This window comes from Pseudomonas sp. RA_35y_Pfl2_P32 (assembly GCF_963970735.1).
GTDB lineage: Bacteria > Pseudomonadota > Gammaproteobacteria > Pseudomonadales > Pseudomonadaceae > Aquipseudomonas.
The window spans coordinates 79,365-93,596 of the sequence record NZ_CAXAQF010000020.1 but is presented as its reverse complement, the minus strand read 5'-3'; the positions used below and the strand labels follow the sequence as shown (position 1 = coordinate 93,596).

General features: G+C 62.4%; 16 protein-coding genes. 9 read left to right on the top strand and 7 right to left on the bottom strand.

Annotated elements, in window-relative coordinates; genetic code table 11:
- Positions 1-62 precede the first annotated feature (62 nt).
- Both AACY45_RS20405 and AACY45_RS20400 read left to right on the top strand, forming a co-directional pair.
- Positions 63-353, top strand: a complete 291-nt coding sequence (locus AACY45_RS20405; protein WP_339547133.1) for a DUF2782 domain-containing protein — start codon at positions 63-65, stop codon at positions 351-353.
- Positions 354-413: 60 nt separating this feature from the next.
- A complete protein-coding gene (locus tag AACY45_RS20400) occupies positions 414-1,364 on the top strand; it encodes a homoserine kinase (protein WP_339547132.1) in 951 nt (316 codons plus the stop codon).
- Between the two features lie 52 nt (positions 1,365-1,416).
- On the opposite strand, the gene AACY45_RS20395 is transcribed toward AACY45_RS20400, so the two are convergent.
- Positions 1,417-2,289, bottom strand: a complete 873-nt coding sequence (locus tag AACY45_RS20395) for a zinc ABC transporter substrate-binding protein (RefSeq protein ID WP_445261205.1) — start codon at positions 2,287-2,289, stop codon at positions 1,417-1,419.
- A gap of 114 nt (positions 2,290-2,403) precedes the next feature.
- On the opposite strand from AACY45_RS20395, the gene zur reads away from it, so the two are divergent.
- From zur to AACY45_RS20375, 4 genes are read left to right on the top strand one after another with little or no spacing between them, the layout of a single operon-like run.
- Positions 2,404-2,886: a zinc uptake transcriptional repressor Zur gene (zur, locus tag AACY45_RS20390; RefSeq protein WP_339547130.1), complete on the top strand. Its 483-nt coding sequence runs from the start codon at positions 2,404-2,406 to the stop codon at positions 2,884-2,886.
- A complete protein-coding gene (gene znuC / locus AACY45_RS20385) occupies positions 2,886-3,671 on the top strand; it encodes a zinc ABC transporter ATP-binding protein ZnuC (RefSeq protein ID WP_339547129.1) in 786 nt (261 codons plus the stop codon). The genes zur and znuC overlap by 1 nt, the downstream gene beginning before the upstream one ends.
- Positions 3,664-4,452, top strand: coding sequence for a zinc ABC transporter permease subunit ZnuB (gene znuB, locus AACY45_RS20380; protein ID WP_339547128.1), 789 nt, complete (start codon positions 3,664-3,666; stop codon positions 4,450-4,452). The genes znuC and znuB overlap by 8 nt, the downstream gene beginning before the upstream one ends.
- 37 nt (positions 4,453-4,489) lie before the next feature.
- A complete protein-coding gene (locus AACY45_RS20375) occupies positions 4,490-5,200 on the top strand; it encodes a PA5502 family lipoprotein (RefSeq protein ID WP_339547127.1) in 711 nt (236 codons plus the stop codon).
- A gap of 56 nt (positions 5,201-5,256) precedes the next feature.
- Here the strand turns inward: AACY45_RS20375 and katE are convergent, their stop codons facing one another.
- Positions 5,257-7,395 carry a catalase HPII gene (gene katE / locus AACY45_RS20370; protein ID WP_339547126.1) on the bottom strand — a complete coding sequence of 713 codons (2,139 nt, stop codon included), beginning with the start codon at positions 7,393-7,395 and terminating at the stop codon, positions 5,257-5,259.
- Between the two features lie 265 nt (positions 7,396-7,660).
- Between katE and AACY45_RS20365 the strand changes: the two genes are divergently transcribed.
- The 3 genes from AACY45_RS20365 to AACY45_RS20355 all read left to right on the top strand — a co-directional run bounded on the left by AACY45_RS20365 (position 7,661) and on the right by AACY45_RS20355 (position 10,178).
- Positions 7,661-8,668: a methionine ABC transporter ATP-binding protein gene (locus AACY45_RS20365; RefSeq protein ID WP_339547125.1), complete on the top strand. Its 1,008-nt coding sequence runs from the start codon at positions 7,661-7,663 to the stop codon at positions 8,666-8,668.
- Entirely contained in the window at positions 8,668-9,342 is a 675-nt protein-coding gene (locus AACY45_RS20360; protein ID WP_095165135.1) for a methionine ABC transporter permease, read from the top strand. The genes AACY45_RS20365 and AACY45_RS20360 overlap by 1 nt, the downstream gene beginning before the upstream one ends.
- 62 nt (positions 9,343-9,404) lie before the next feature.
- Complete coding sequence (locus AACY45_RS20355) at positions 9,405-10,178, top strand: MetQ/NlpA family ABC transporter substrate-binding protein (protein WP_339547124.1); 774 nt, start codon at positions 9,405-9,407, stop codon at positions 10,176-10,178.
- A gap of 85 nt (positions 10,179-10,263) precedes the next feature.
- Here the strand turns inward: AACY45_RS20355 and AACY45_RS20350 are convergent, their stop codons facing one another.
- Genes AACY45_RS20350 through AACY45_RS20330 form a run of 5 tightly spaced genes read right to left on the bottom strand, consistent with a single transcriptional unit; the run spans position 10,264 to position 14,172 of the window.
- Positions 10,264-10,899: an SCO family protein gene (locus AACY45_RS20350; protein WP_095165133.1), complete on the bottom strand. Its 636-nt coding sequence runs from the start codon at positions 10,897-10,899 to the stop codon at positions 10,264-10,266.
- The gene (cyoE, locus tag AACY45_RS20345) at positions 10,896-11,795 is read right to left on the bottom strand and encodes a heme o synthase (protein WP_339547123.1); all 900 of its coding nucleotides are present in this window, start codon (positions 11,793-11,795) and stop codon (positions 10,896-10,898) included. Before cyoE ends, AACY45_RS20350 begins: the two co-directional genes overlap by 4 nt.
- On the bottom strand, positions 11,783-12,862 hold the full coding sequence (locus tag AACY45_RS20340) for a COX15/CtaA family protein (protein ID WP_339547122.1): 1,080 nt from the start codon (positions 12,860-12,862) through the stop codon (positions 11,783-11,785). The genes cyoE and AACY45_RS20340 overlap by 13 nt, the downstream gene beginning before the upstream one ends.
- Before the next feature lie 10 nt (positions 12,863-12,872).
- A complete protein-coding gene (locus AACY45_RS20335; protein ID WP_339547121.1) occupies positions 12,873-13,466 on the bottom strand; it encodes a hypothetical protein in 594 nt (197 codons plus the stop codon).
- Positions 13,432-14,172 carry an SURF1 family protein gene (locus AACY45_RS20330; RefSeq protein WP_339547120.1) on the bottom strand — a complete coding sequence of 247 codons (741 nt, stop codon included), beginning with the start codon at positions 14,170-14,172 and terminating at the stop codon, positions 13,432-13,434. The genes AACY45_RS20335 and AACY45_RS20330 overlap by 35 nt, the downstream gene beginning before the upstream one ends.
- Positions 14,173-14,232 lie beyond the last annotated feature (60 nt).

Genomic DNA, 14,232 nt, shown 5'->3' with positions numbered 1-14,232 from the left:
CCTTTTCGGCGGGTCCGGCGCTAGAATAGCGGGACCATTGACGACAAAGGGACAAGGTTATCATGCGCACACTCAATCGCCTGTTGCTGGCTGGCTTGTTTAGCGTCATTCCATTGGCCGCCATGGCGGTGGATGACGCCCCCTCGCCAGAGCCGGAAGTCACGATCCGCACGGAAGGCGATAAAACCATTCAGGAATACCGTCAGAACGGCTTCCTGTACGCGATCAAGGTCACACCGAAGAGCGGCGTTCCGTACTTTCTGGTGCGCGCAGACGGCACGGAAGCCAATTTCATCCGCTCGGATCAGCCCGATATGCTGATTCCGGCGTGGAAGATCTTTGAGTGGAAGTAGTTTCTTAACTTTAATCGGCGCTGGCTTGATCGCCGCGCCCGAACTGAGCAGTTTTTAACCATGTCTGTGTTCACCCCCCTGGCTCGGCCCGAGCTGGAAACCTTTCTCGCCCCGTATGGGCTCGGCCGCCTGCTTGATTTCCAGGGGATTGCCGCTGGTAGCGAAAACACCAATTTTTTCATCAGCCTGGAACAGGGCGAGTTCGTCCTGACCCTGGTCGAGCGCGGCCCGGTGCAGGAAATGCCGTTCTTCATCGAACTGCTGGACGTCTTGCATAACGCCAATCTTCCCGTGCCCTACGCCCTGCGCACCACCGACGGCATCGCCTTGCGCGAACTGGCCGGCAAACCTGCGCTGCTGCAGCCGCGACTGGCGGGCAAACACATCAAGGTGGCCAACGCCCAGCACTGCGCGCAGGTCGGCGAACTGCTGGCGCACCTGCACCTGGCAACCAAGGACCAGATGATCAAGCGCAAGACCGATCGCGGCCTGGACTGGATGCTTGAAGAGGGCACGCAGTTGCTCCCGCACCTGGGCGATGAGTCGCGCCAGTTGCTGCAACGCGCCCTGGACGAGATCCACGAGCAGAAGGTGAAAATCCTCGCCTTGCCCCGGGCCAACATCCACGCCGACCTGTTCCGCGACAATGCGATGTTCGAAGGCACCCACCTGACCGGGCTGATCGACTTCTACAACGCCTGCTCCGGCCCCATGCTCTATGACGTGGCCATCGCCCTGAACGACTGGTGCTCGGACGATGACGGGCTGATCGATGGACCACGGGCGCGGGCCTTGCTCGGCGCTTACGCGGCGCGGCGCCCGTTCAGCGCAGCCGAGGCCGAACTGTGGCCGACCCTGCTGCGCGTGGCCTGTGTGCGGTTCTGGCTGTCACGCCTGATCGCTGCCGAATCCTTTGCCGGGCAAGACGTGCTGATTCACGACCCGATGGAGTTCGAGCAACGTTTGGCCCAGCGCCAGCAGGTCAGTACGCCGTTGCCGTTCGCACTTTAAAAGCTTCGCGGGCAAGGCTTGCCCGCGATAGGACCGCCCCACATCCCAGCGTTTACAGCGACTCCAGGCACCCTGCCAGATCATTGCCCAGCTTTTCCAACACCTGCTCATAACCCTGGGCAGTCGCTGGCGTATAGCCGCCGAGCGCGTCCAGCTCCGCCAGTTTCACCGGCAAACCGGCCACCAGGGTCTCCGCCAGGCGTGGGCGCAGTGGCGGTTCGCTGAATACGCAGGTCTTACCGACAGCCTGCAGGCGCGCACGCATCGCCGCCACATGCTGGGCACCCGGCTGCACTTCGGCGACCACGCTGAACACACCCGCATGCTTGAGCCCATAGGCGTCTTCGAAATAGTCGAACGCTTCATGGAACACGAAGTAAGGCTTGCCTTCGACCACCGCCAGGCGCGCCTTCAAGCGCAAATCCAGGGCATCGAGGCGCTCATCGAAGGCTTTCAGGTTGCTTTGATAGCGCGGGGCATTGGCCGGATCAACGGCACTCAGGTCGGTGGCGATTTTCGCCGCAATCACCCGCGCATTCACCGACGATAGCCACAGGTGGGCATCGAGGCTGCCGGGACGATGATCGTGATCATGCTCGTCGGCCTCTTCGGCGTGGGAGTGATTGTCCTCGGCAAAATGGCGCAGCTTCAGGCCCGGCAACGCCTGCAGGGCCACCGATGGCAAGTTGCGCCCCTTGAGGACCCGAGGCAGGAAACCTTCCATGTCCGGACCGATCCAGTACAGCAGGTCTGCCGACTGCACCCGCCGTACGTCGGAAGGTCGCAGGGCATAGTGATGGGGAGAAGCGCCCGGCGGCAGCAGGACTTCCGGCACCCCGAGGCCGTCCTGCACCGCAGCGGCTATCAGCTGTACCGGCTTGATACTGGTCAGCACCCTAACTTCGGCGTGAGCGGCGTTGATCATGAAGAAACTGGCAGCAAATGTGACAAGGATGGCAAAAACTCTGGACACGATGACCACTCAAAGAGGCGAGAACGGGTAATATAATAACGTCTCTCACAATATTCGTCGCCGCTCATGCCTAAAACACCGCTTGCCAGTCGTCCCCACGACCACTCCCATTGCGTGCACACCGCACTGTCCGAGGCTGATGCGATCTGCGCACGCCAGGGCCTGCGCCTGACCGCGTTGCGGCGGCGGGTGCTGGAGTTGGTGTGGCAGAGCCACAAGCCGCTGGGCGCCTACGACATCCTGGCGGTGCTCAGCGAGCAGGACGGCCGCCGCGCCGCGCCTCCCACCGTATACCGCGCCCTGGATTTCCTGCTGGACAACGGCCTGGTGCATCGCATCTCGTCGCTCAACGCCTTCGTCGGCTGCAACCATCCAGGGCACGCCCATCAGGGCCAATTCCTGATCTGTCGGGAATGCCACGCGGCCATCGAGCTGGAACAAAAGTCCATCAGCGACACCATCATCCACAGTGCCGGTGAAGTCGGTTTTGTGGTCGAAGGCCAGACAGTCGAAGTGGTCGGACTCTGTTCGGGTTGCCAGGGGGCTTGATGAGCACTGCATTGATCCGCCTGGAGCAGGTGACGGTGACCTTTGCCGGGCAAAACGTGCTGGACAACATCCAGCTCAGCGTCGAGCCGGGGCAGATCGTCACCCTGATCGGCCCCAACGGTGCTGGCAAAACTACCCTGGTGCGCGCCGTGCTCGGCCTGCTCAAGCCCGACAGCGGCAGCGTGTGGCGCAAACCGAAGCTGCGGGTCGGCTATATGCCGCAAAAACTCCACGTCGACCCGACCCTGCCGCTGTCGGTCCTGCGTTTCCTGCGCCTGGTGCCGGGCGTGGACCGGGCACGAGCCCTGGCCGCACTCAAGGAAGTGGGTGCCGAACAAGTGATCGACAGCCCGGTGCAGAGCGTCTCCGGCGGTGAAATGCAGCGCGTGCTGCTGGCCCGGGCGCTGCTGCGCGAACCGCAACTGCTGGTGCTCGACGAACCGGTCCAGGGTGTCGATGTCGCCGGCCAGGCCGAGCTGTACAGCTTGATCACCCGCCTGCGCGACCGGCACGGCTGCGGCGTGCTGATGGTCTCCCACGACCTGCACCTGGTCATGAGCACCACCGACCAGGTGGTCTGCCTCAATCGCCATGTCTGCTGCTCCGGGCACCCTGAACAGGTCAGCTGCGACCCGGCATTTGTCGAGCTGTTCGGCAAGAACGCACAAAGCCTGGCGATCTATCACCACCATCACGACCATGCCCACGACCTGCACGGCTCGGTCGTCAGCGCGGCGCCCGCCGCTCATACCCACGTTCACGGAGATGGCTGCAAGCATGGCTGATTTTCTGTTGTATGCCCTGCTTGCAGGCCTGGCCTTGGCCGTCGTGGCTGGCCCGCTGGGATCGTTCGTGGTCTGGCGGCGCATGGCCTATTTTGGTGACACCCTGTCCCACGCGGCCCTGCTCGGCGTGGCCCTGGGCTTCTTGCTGGATGTCAGCCCAACCATCGCCGTCACCGTCGGCTGCCTGTTGCTGGCCGTGCTGCTGGTGACCCTGCAACAGCGTCAACCACTGGCCTCCGACACCTTGCTGGGGATTCTTGCACCCAGCACCCTCTCTCTGGGCCTGGTGGTACTAAGCTTCATGCATGAAGTGCGGATTGACCTGATAGCCTATCTGTTCGGCGACCTGCTGGCGATCAGCCCCGGCGACCTGGCCTGGATCCTCGGCGGCAGCACGGCTGTATTGCTGTTGCTGGTGGCGCTGTGGCGGCCTTTGCTGGCCATTACCGTGCACGAAGAACTCGCCATGATCGAAGGCCTGCCCGTGGCGGCGCTGCGCCTGACCTTGATGCTGTTGATTGCAGTGGTGATCGCGGTGGCGATGAAAATCGTCGGGGTGTTGTTGATCACCTCATTGCTGATCATTCCGGCGGCTGCGGCACAACGCCACGCCCGCTCGCCCGAGCAAATGGCCTTGGGTGCAAGCTTGCTGGGTATACTCGCGGTCTGCGGTGGCCTGGCGCTGTCGTGGTTCAAGGACACGCCGGCCGGCCCCTCGATTGTGGTCGTGGCCGCCGCGCTGTTTCTGCTGAGTTTTGTCCTGCCCCGCCGAGGGGTGTAGACTTGCTCGTTTTTTGCGCAATCAGAGAGTCGCAGGAATGAAGCCGTTCGCCTCCCGTTATCTGCTCCTTGTTGCATTTTTGCTGCTGGGTGCCTGCCAAAGCACGCCGCCTGCGCCCGAGGTCCCGGACGCGCGGGCGACGGCGATTGCCCAGCTGGAACAAAGCCTGGCCAGCAACGAACTGGCCACCGCCGAAGGTCAACTGGCGGCCTTGCAGGCACAATCGCCCGACGACCCGTCCCTGGAGCAATACCAGCGTCAACTGGCCGAAGCCTATTTGCAGCGCAGCCAGATCGTCCTGCAAAAGGGTGACGTCAACGCCGCCGCCACCGCCCTCAGCCGCGCTCGGGCGCTGATGCCCAAGGCGCCGGCACTGACCGGTGGCGTCAACGGCGCCATCACCGAGGCCCGTAAAGCCGAACTGGAAAAAGCCGAGGCCGCCCTCCTGGCTGCCGCCGCCAAACCCCAGGCCAAGGTCATCGACCCGACCGCCGAAAGCACCACCGTGGCACTGAACATCACCGATAGTCGACAACTTCGACGGCAACTGGATGCGATTGCCGCCGATGTAGTGAATTACCAATGTGACGTCAGCATCCAGGCACCCCGCACTCAGGACTACCCGTGGCTGGCGACCTTGCTGACTAAACGGGTGAAGAAGCTCGACCCCGACTTTGACCTGAAGATCGAGCGGCAGATCCTGCGCCACATTCCGGCGCAAATGGTGCTGGCGCCACGCAAAGACTGATACACGCTATTCGCTGGCGAGCCGCAAGCGGGCGCCAGCGAAAGCGATCTTTGTGCCTAAGCCGGTACCGCCTTGGCTTTCGCCTCACGGTCCCACACCCGATGTTGCCCGATTGCGGCAAAGAACGCCTTGGTCAAAGTACCGCCCGCGCCCACGACCAGCCCGGCATCGGCTTGCAGCTTCAACACATCGAGCAATTGTTTGGCCTCGCCCTGCAGCGCGATCGCCTTGAGGTGCTTGTACGCCTCCAACAGGTAGTGCAGCGCCACGCCATCGGTGCTCAACGCCTTGATTGATGGCGCGCCACCCGGTACGAACACCGCATCGAAAGCCACCGAAGGCGACCCTTCCATGGACCCATCCACCGGCAGGCTTTTGCCATCCGCGGTTTTCACCGGTGCCGACGTCGGCCCCAACAGTTTGGCGTGCGCGCCTTCGGCCTCCAGGGCTTTTTTCATGGCATCGATCGCCGCGCCATCGACGCCGTTGGCCGCCAGGATCGCGACTTTGCGGGTCTTGATGTTTTCCGGCAGCAAGTTGGCCTGACTGAGCGCAGGGGAGCGTTCCAGCGCGGTTTTGCGCACTTGCACCGTGCCCGCCTTGGGTACCGGCAGGCCGAGGTTCTGCGCCACACGTCCGGCCAGTTCCAGGTCGATGTTGGCGAGAATTTCATTGACCTCCCGCGCCCGGATGAACTCACGCTCGACCTTGCCCAGCTCGAAGCTGTAGGCGGCGATGATGTGCTCCTGCTCGTGCTTGCTCATGCTGTGGAAAAACAGCCGTGCCTGGGAGAAGTGATCACTGAAGGATTCGCTGCGCTGGCGGATCTTGTTGGCGTCGATGCGCTCAGGGTAACTCTCGAAGCCGCCATCGCTGGCCGCCGCCGGGGTTTCTTTCGGCCAGCCGCCATCGATGGAGTTCGGTTCGTAGGCCGCGCGCCCCTTGTCGATGGTGGTGCGGTGCAACGCATCACGCTGGCCGTTGTGGAACGGCGCGACAGGGCGATTGATGGGTATCTCGTGAAAGTTCGGTCCTCCGAGTCGGCTGATCTGCGTATCAGTGTAGGAAAACAGCCGACCTTGCAGCAGCGGGTCATTGGAAAAATCGATCCCCGGCACGATGTGCCCTGGGCAGAACGCAACCTGCTCGGTTTCGGCAAAAAAATTGTCCGGGTTACGGTTGAGTACCATTTTGCCGAGCGGGGTGATCGGCACCAACTCCTCGGGAATCAGCTTGGTGGGGTCGAGGATGTCGAAATCGAAAGCATGCTCGTTTTCCTTCTCGATGACTTGAACCCCCAGTTCCCACTCGGGGTAGTCGCCCATCTCGATGGCGTCCCACAGGTCGCGGCGATGATAGTCGGCGTCTTTGCCGGCAAGCTTCTGGGCTTCGTCCCACACCAGCGAGCAGGTGCCTGCAGTGGGGCGCCAGTGGAATTTCACAAAACGCGACTTCCCGGCCGCATTGATCAGGCGGAAGGTGTGGACGCCAAAGCCCTGCATGCTGCGCAGACTTTTGGGAATCGCCCGGTCGGACATGGCCCAGATCACCATGTGCGCCGACTCCGGTTGCAACGAAACAAAATCCCAGAACGTATCGTGCGCCGAACCACCGGTCGGTATTTCGTTGTGCGGTTCAGGTTTTACGGCGTGGACGAAGTCGGGAAACTTGATGGCATCCTGGATGAAAAATACCGGCATGTTGTTGCCGACCAGGTCGAAGTTGCCTTGCTCGGTGAAGAATTTCACGGCGAACCCACGCACATCCCGCACGGTATCACCGGAGCCACGGGGGCCCTGCACCGTGGAGAACCGCACGAACACCGGCGTTTTGTGCCCGGGATCCTGAAGGAAACCGGCCTTGGTCAGTTCGGCGTGGTTCTCGTAACTCTGAAAGAAGCCATGGGCCCCGGTGCCCCGGGCATGAACGATGCGCTCGGGAATCCGCTCATGGTCAAAGTGGGTGATCTTTTCCCGCATGATGAAGTCTTCGAGCAGCGAAGGGCCGCGCGCGCCAGCCTTCAGGCTATTCTGGTTATCGGCGACCTTGACCCCCTGATTAGTGCGCAACGCCTGCTCGCTGGCGTCCGAACGAAAGGTTTCCAGGCTTTGCAGCTTAGCGTTGCTGTTGGCGCGGTCCGGGGTATCGGTGCCGGCCAGTTGGCTCTTGCCGGCGCCAGGTTTTTTGGTACTCATCAGTGCTGAACTCCTCGATCGGGATTCGCGCGTACGGCGAGATCCGTGAGCTAAATCCCCAGGCACGGCCCTGGGAGTTTTTCAGTGCTGAAGTAGTGACTGATATGGCGGGGGAGCCGTTCCTTTTTTATGACCTTTGATCGCGTCATTGCCAAATGAAAGGATGAATACGAAATAAATGCTAAGAACCTCTATACGGACAGGCTAAAATGCGCGCCCGGCTAACCGCTGATCCTTTTCTAACGCGCCCCACAAGGTTCGCTACGTGATCGAGTTTCAAAACGTCCATAAAACCTACCGCGTTGCCGGTAGGGATATTCCTGCCCTGCACCCGACCAGTCTGACGATTGAGAACGGCCAGGTGTTTGGCCTGATCGGCCATTCCGGCGCGGGAAAAAGTACCCTGCTGCGCCTGATCAACCGCCTGGAAGACTCCAGTGGCGGCAAGATCATCGTCGATGGTGAGGAAGTCACTGCGCTGGACGCCACTGCGTTGCGCCGTTTCCGCCAGCAAGTCGGGATGATCTTCCAGCACTTCAACCTGCTGGCCTCCAAGACCGTGGCCGACAACGTGGCGCTGCCGCTGACCCTGGCCGGTGAACTGTCCCGCGCCGACATCGACCGGCGCGTGGCCGAGTTGCTGGCGCGGGTAGGCCTGTCCGACCACGCCAGGAAGTACCCGGCGCAGTTGTCCGGTGGCCAGAAGCAGCGCGTCGGCATCGCCCGCGCCCTGGCGACCAAGCCGAAGATCCTGTTGTGCGACGAAGCCACCAGCGCCCTGGACCCACAAACCACGGCGTCGGTCCTGCAACTGCTGGCCGAGATCAACCGCGAACTGAAACTGACCATCGTGCTGATCACCCATGAAATGGACGTGATTCGCCGGGTCTGCGACCAGGTGGCCGTGATGGACGCTGGCGTGATTGTCGAGCAAGGCCCGGTGGCCCAGGTGTTCCTGCACCCCAAGCACCCGACCACCAAGCGCTTTGTCCAGGAAGACGAGCAAGTCGACGAAAGCGAACAGCGCGATGACTTCGCCCACGTGCCGGGCCGTATCGTGCGCCTGACCTTCCAGGGCGATGCCACCTATGCGCCGCTGCTGGGCACTGTCGCCCGCGAGACAGGAGTGGACTACAGCATCCTCGCCGGCCGCATCGACCGCATCAAAGACGTCCCTTACGGGCAACTGACCCTGGCCATCACTGGCGGTGACATGGAAGCGGCCTTTGCCCACTTCACCGCCGCCGATGTCCACATGGAGGTGCTGCGCTAATGGAACTGCTGACAAGTTTCTTCGCCAATATCGACTGGTATGAAATCTGGCTGGCCACTGGCGACACCCTGCTGATGCTCGGTGGCTCGCTGCTGTTCACCGTCCTGCTGGGCCTGCCACTGGGCGTACTGTTGTTCCTGTGCAGCCCGCGCCAGTTGCTTGAAGCCAAGGGCGTCTACGCGCTGCTGTCGCTGATCGTCAACATCCTGCGCTCGCTGCCGTTCATCATTCTGCTGATTGTGATGATCCCGTTCACCGTACTGATTACCGGCACCTCGCTGGGTGTCGGCGGTGCGATCCCGCCGCTGGTGGTGGGTGCCACGCCGTTCTTTGCGCGCCTGGTAGAAACAGCCCTGCGTGAAGTCGATCGGGGCATCATCGAAGCGACCCAGGCCATGGGCGCCAGCACCCGCCAGATCATCACCAATGCCTTGCTGCCGGAAGCGCGCCCAGGCATCTTTGCGGCGATCACGGTGACGGCCATCACACTGGTGTCCTACACGGCGATGGCCGGTGTGGTCGGCGCCGGTGGCCTGGGTGACCTGGCGATCCGCTTCGGTTACCAACGCTTCCAGACAGACGTGATGGTAGTGACCGTGGTGTTGCTGCTGGTGCTGGTCCAAGTGTTGCAAACCGTCGGCGATAAGCTGGTGGTGCACTTTTCCCGAAAATAAATGCAATCGCCGGCATCACGCTGGCAGGCGCCCGAACGGGCGCTTCACAAGGAGTTTGCTGGATGAAAAAACTACTCGTTGCGTTCGCTGCCGTTGCCGCGTTCTCTGCCCAGGCCGCCGAAACCCTGACCGTGGCCGCCAGCCCGGTGCCGCATGCGGAAATCCTTGAGTTCGTGAAGCCGGCCCTGGCCAAGGAAGGCGTGGACTTGAAGGTCAAGGTCTTCACCGACTACGTGCAACCCAACGTACAGGTCGCGGAAAAACGCCTGGACGCCAACTTCTTCCAGCACCAGCCGTACCTCGATGAATTCAACAAGGCCAAGGGCACTCACCTGGTGAGCGTGGCGGGCGTGCACATCGAGCCGCTGGGCGCTTACTCCAGCAAGTTCAAGACCCTGGCCGAGCTGCCGGGCGGCGCCACCGTGGTCATCCCGAACGACGCCACCAACGGCGGCCGCGCCCTGCTGCTGTTGGACAAGGCCGGCCTGATCAAGCTGAAGGACTCGACTAACATCCTGTCGACCGTCAAGGACATCGCCGAGAACAACAAGGGCCTGAAATTCCGCGAACTGGAAGCGGCGACCATCCCGCGCGTCCTGACCCAGGTCGACCTGGCGCTGATCAACACCAACTACGCCCTGGAAGCCAAGCTGGACCCGTCCAAGGACGCGCTGACCATCGAAGGCAAGGACTCGCCTTACGTGAACATCCTGGTGGCGCGTGAAGACGACAAGAACAGCGATGCCATGAAGAAGCTGGTAGCGGCCCTGCACACTCCAGAAGTGAAAGCCTTCATCCTGGAGAAGTACAAAGGCGCGGTACTGCCGGCGTTCTGATCTGACGTCACACGGTCAACAAAAGAGGCGCATTGATTGCGCCCCTTTTTTGTGTCCGAAACACTCGCCCTTGTGGGGGCGGGAGTCATTGCCGGCTGAGCATCACCGGTAACTGCGCCACCAGCTTCGCGTTGTTCAGCGGTGCGCGGATGAAGCCACGCTGGGTGCCGTCCGGGCCGATGACCGCGAGGTTGCCGCTGTGGTCGACGGTGTAGTTGGGCTTGCTGGTGTCCGCCGGGATGAACGGGATACTCACCGCGTTGGCGACTTTTTGCAGTTCCTCGACCGAGGTTGGGGTCAGGCCGATGAATTGCGGATCGAAGTAGCCCAGGTACTGCTTGAGCTGCTGGGGTGTATCGCGATGCGGGTCGACGCTGACCAGGATGATCTGCAACTTGTCGACCGCATCCGCCGGCAGCTCACTCTTGATCTGCCGCAGCTGGGCCAGGGTGGTCGGGCAGATGTCCGGGCAGAACGTATAGCCGAAGAACAGCAGGCTCCATTTGCCTTTCAACTCGTTGACCATCACCGGCTGGCCATCCTGATTGGTCATCTGCAAGGCCGGCAAGGTGCGGCTTTGCGGCAGCAGGATGATTCCGGCGTCGATCAGTGCAGTCGGGTCCCCCTGGCCTTTGCCAGACAGGACCTTGTTGATGGTCAGCCCCAGGACCAGCGCAATCAGGGCAACGAGGATGAAGACGGTTTTCTGGGTTCGAGTCATAGGTTCAACATTAGGTAATGGTCTACGAGCAGGGCGATGAACAGCAGGAACAAGTAGTAAATAGAGTACTTGAAGGTGTTGATCGCCGCGTGCGGCCGAGTGCCACGGTACAGCACCACGGCCCATTGCAGAAACCGCGCGCCCAGGACCAGCGCACAGACCAGGTACAGCAGGCCGCTCATGTGGATCACGTACGGCATCAGGCTCACCGCCAGCAGCACGCAGGTGTAGAGCAGGATGTGGACCTTGGTGTAGTGCTCGCCGTGGGTTACCGGCAACATCGGGATATCGGCCTTGGCGTACTCCTCCTTGCGGTGAATCGCCAGCGCCCAGAAGTGCGGCGGGGTCCAGGCGAAGATGATCAGCACCAGCAGCAGGGGCTCTGCACTGACGTGCCCGGTCGTGGCAACCCAGCCGAGCAGGGGCGGGGCGGCACCGGTCAAGCCGCCGATAACAATGTTCTGCGGCGTCGCACGCTTGAGGAAGCCGGTGTAGATCACCGCATAACCCAACAGGGATGCGAGGGTCAGCCAGGCCGTCAACGGATTGGTGAACGCCAGCAGCAACGCCTGGCCACTCAGCGCCAACATCAGGGCGAAGGTCAGCGCCGCCGCGGGTGACACCCGGCCTTCGGCCAGCGGCCGTTTATGGGTGCGGGCCATGACCGCGTCGATCCGCCGGTCCACCACATGATTGACCGCCGCCGCCGCCCCGGCACACAGGGCAATGCCCAGGTTACCGAACACCAGCACGGTCCAGGGTACGCCCGCGCGGGTGGCGAGGAACATGCCGACCAGTGAAGTGATCAGCATCAACACCACCACCTTGGGCTTGGTCAGCTCCAGGTAGTCGCGCCAGATCGCCTGGCTGGGCCGTTCGCCGATCAGAGTCGCCATGGCATTTCTCCTTTTATTGTTATGGGCCCGGCCGCATGTTTACGGGGGCTGAAGCGCCAGCGTCGCAGCGCCGGCTGCTTGACCCGGACCAGGCTGGTGCGGGCGTGATAGTTGACCAGCACCAGACACAGCAACAACGCTGCGCCGCCGGCGTTGTGAGCCACGGCGACCGGCAAGGGCAGGTGGAACAGCACGTTGCTGATGCCCAGGCTGATTTGCGCCGCCAGGGCCACCAACACCAGGCCGGCGAGACGGGTCATGCCAACCCCCTTCAGTTGCCAGGCCAGGCCGAGCAACACCAGGGTCACCAGCAAGGCACCGATACGGTGGGTCAGGTGGATGGCGGTGCGTGCATCGCTGTCCAGCTGTCCACCCAGGTAGTTGGGGCCAATGTGTTGGGTCAGGTGAAAGCCGTTGGCAAAATCCGCCGGCGGCAACCACTGGCCATGGCAGGTCGGGAAGTCGATACAGGCCACCGCCGCGTAGTTGGAGCTGACCCACCCCCCCAATGCGATCTGCCCGATCACCAGCAGCAGGCCGGCTGTTGCCCAATACTGCAGGCGGCGCGGCACGATCAACGCCGGCAGTACCCCGGACAAGCGCAAGGTCAACAGAAACAGCAGGCTCAAGGTGGCAAACCCACCGAGCAGATGCCCGGTCACCACCTGCGGCCAGAGCTTGAGCGTCACCGTCCACATGCCGAAGGCGGCCTGGGCAAACACCACTACCAGCAGGAACAGGGGCAGTTTCAAGGGTTGGTCGGGATGCCGGCGATGGGTCCAGGCCCGAGCCGCCAGCAGCACGATCAGCAGGCCCAGGGTGCCGGCGAAGTAGCGGTGGATCATCTCGTTCCAGCCCTTGCGGGCTTCCACCGGAGTACCGGGAAAATGCAGCTCGGCATGGGCCAGTTGGGCTTCGCTTTTCGGCACGCTGATAAAGCCGTAGCACCCCGGCCAGTCCGGGCAACCCAGGCCGGCGTGGGTCAGCCGGGTGTAGGCACCCAGCAACACAACAATCAGTGCCAGCAGGGTGGCAAACAGCGCGAGGCGAAATCCAGGTTTGGCCATGACGATGCCCTTATCCGATGTTCGACAGTTTCAGCAGATGGCGCAGGTCGTTGAGCAAGTCCTTGCCTTTGACCGTGGGGCTATAACGCAACACCAGGTTGCCGTGGGGGTCGACGATCCACAGTTGCGGCGCAGCTTGATCCCCGGTGGTTTTGCTGAACGTGGTCAGGTCCATGGGATAACGCTGTAGCTGTGGGTATTCGCGGGTCAGCTTGGCTTCGTAGTCGCTGCTCAAGGGTTGTGCGGCGGCCAATGCGTGACTGGCGCGCGAGGCATCGCGACCGAGGCCGATCTGGATCTGGCGCGCCAGGTACACCAGTTGCTGGCAGTCGACCGAACAGGCCTTGGGCGCTGTCACCAACACCTGCCAGCGGTCTCCCTGAGCCTGTACGCCGAGGTCGGCACGGGTCTGGCCGTTGCCGATCAGTTCGCCGTGGTAACTGCGACCCTCAGGCACCCAGAACTGCCATTTGTACATGCCGGTGGCGAGGATCATCGGACCGATCACCCCCAGCAGGATCAGCAGCAGCTGCACGCGACCCTTGCGCCGGTTCGACGAAGTTTTCGCCTCAGACATGCTGGGTGGATTCATGGCCGCTCCCATGGTGTTTCTCCTTTGCGTTGTGCCAGCCGAGATAGAGATAAAGACCCAGCAGGGCAATCGCCAGGGCGAACCACTGCACGGCATAAGCCAGGTGTTTTTCCGGCCCCATGGCCACCACCGGCCAATCAGCCTGGTAGGACGCCGGACCGCTTTCGGTGCGTAATTCGTAGGCGAAACCTTCACGACCCAGCGCCGCCCAAAGCTTGGCCGGCTCAACGGCAGTGACCAGTCGTGGCCAAGTCGTGGCGCTGGGGTCGGCGTGGAGCTGGAAAGTCGCGCCGGGAGCGACGTACACCCAGGCGTCGAGACTCAGCACCGTCTGCGGCGTGGTGAATTGCGGCGGTGTGCGCCGGTCCGGCCATGGCAGCCAGCCACGATTGACCAGCAGCCAGAGTCTCGTCGCCTGATCCTGGAACGGTTGCAGCAACTCGACCCCGACCTTGCCATCGCGCTGACGGTTATCGAGCAGCAGACTGTGCCCGGCATCGAACTGGCCATGCAGGCGCACTCGGCGAAAGGCCGGATCCTCGGTGTGTTGCAGCTCGGCGCTGGCCATCGGCTCGGCGACCCGGCGCTCAGCGTAGCTGTTCAGCAGGGCGCTCTTTTCCGCGCCACGACTCAGTTGCCAGAACCCCAGCGAGACCAGTAGCGGCAGCAACAGGGCCACCACCAGGGTCGGCACGATGCCCGGCCGGAAACGCTTCATGACAGCGCCAGTAAGTCAGCGGGCGAGCTAGCTATACTCAAGTGCATCGCGCTTCCCCCG

Bases quoted from the DNA above. Each gene is read 5' to 3' on its own strand.
- AACY45_RS20360 (WP_095165135.1), top strand. From the start codon at position 8,668: ATGGAACTGCTGACAAGTTTCTTCGCCAATATCGACTGGTATGAAATC.
- AACY45_RS20395 (WP_445261205.1), bottom strand. From the start codon at position 2,289: ATGATCAACGCCGCTCACGCCGAAGTTAGGGTGCTGACCAGTATCAAG.
- cyoE (WP_339547123.1), bottom strand. From the start codon at position 11,795: ATGGCGACTCTGATCGGCGAACGGCCCAGCCAGGCGATCTGGCGCGAC.
- znuB (WP_339547128.1), top strand. From the start codon at position 3,664: ATGGCTGATTTTCTGTTGTATGCCCTGCTTGCAGGCCTGGCCTTGGCC.
- AACY45_RS20350 (WP_095165133.1), bottom strand. From the start codon at position 10,899: ATGACTCGAACCCAGAAAACCGTCTTCATCCTCGTTGCCCTGATTGCG.
- AACY45_RS20355 (WP_339547124.1), top strand. From the start codon at position 9,405: ATGAAAAAACTACTCGTTGCGTTCGCTGCCGTTGCCGCGTTCTCTGCC.
- katE (WP_339547126.1), bottom strand. From the start codon at position 7,395: ATGAGTACCAAAAAACCTGGCGCCGGCAAGAGCCAACTGGCCGGCACC.
- AACY45_RS20335 (WP_339547121.1), bottom strand. From the start codon at position 13,466: ATGGGAGCGGCCATGAATCCACCCAGCATGTCTGAGGCGAAAACTTCG.
- AACY45_RS20340 (WP_339547122.1), bottom strand. From the start codon at position 12,862: ATGGCCAAACCTGGATTTCGCCTCGCGCTGTTTGCCACCCTGCTGGCA.
- znuC (WP_339547129.1), top strand. From the start codon at position 2,886: ATGAGCACTGCATTGATCCGCCTGGAGCAGGTGACGGTGACCTTTGCC.
- AACY45_RS20330 (WP_339547120.1), bottom strand. From the start codon at position 14,172: ATGAAGCGTTTCCGGCCGGGCATCGTGCCGACCCTGGTGGTGGCCCTG.
- zur (WP_339547130.1), top strand. From the start codon at position 2,404: ATGCCTAAAACACCGCTTGCCAGTCGTCCCCACGACCACTCCCATTGC.
- AACY45_RS20400 (WP_339547132.1), top strand. From the start codon at position 414: ATGTCTGTGTTCACCCCCCTGGCTCGGCCCGAGCTGGAAACCTTTCTC.
- AACY45_RS20375 (WP_339547127.1), top strand. From the start codon at position 4,490: ATGAAGCCGTTCGCCTCCCGTTATCTGCTCCTTGTTGCATTTTTGCTG.
- AACY45_RS20405 (WP_339547133.1), top strand. From the start codon at position 63: ATGCGCACACTCAATCGCCTGTTGCTGGCTGGCTTGTTTAGCGTCATT.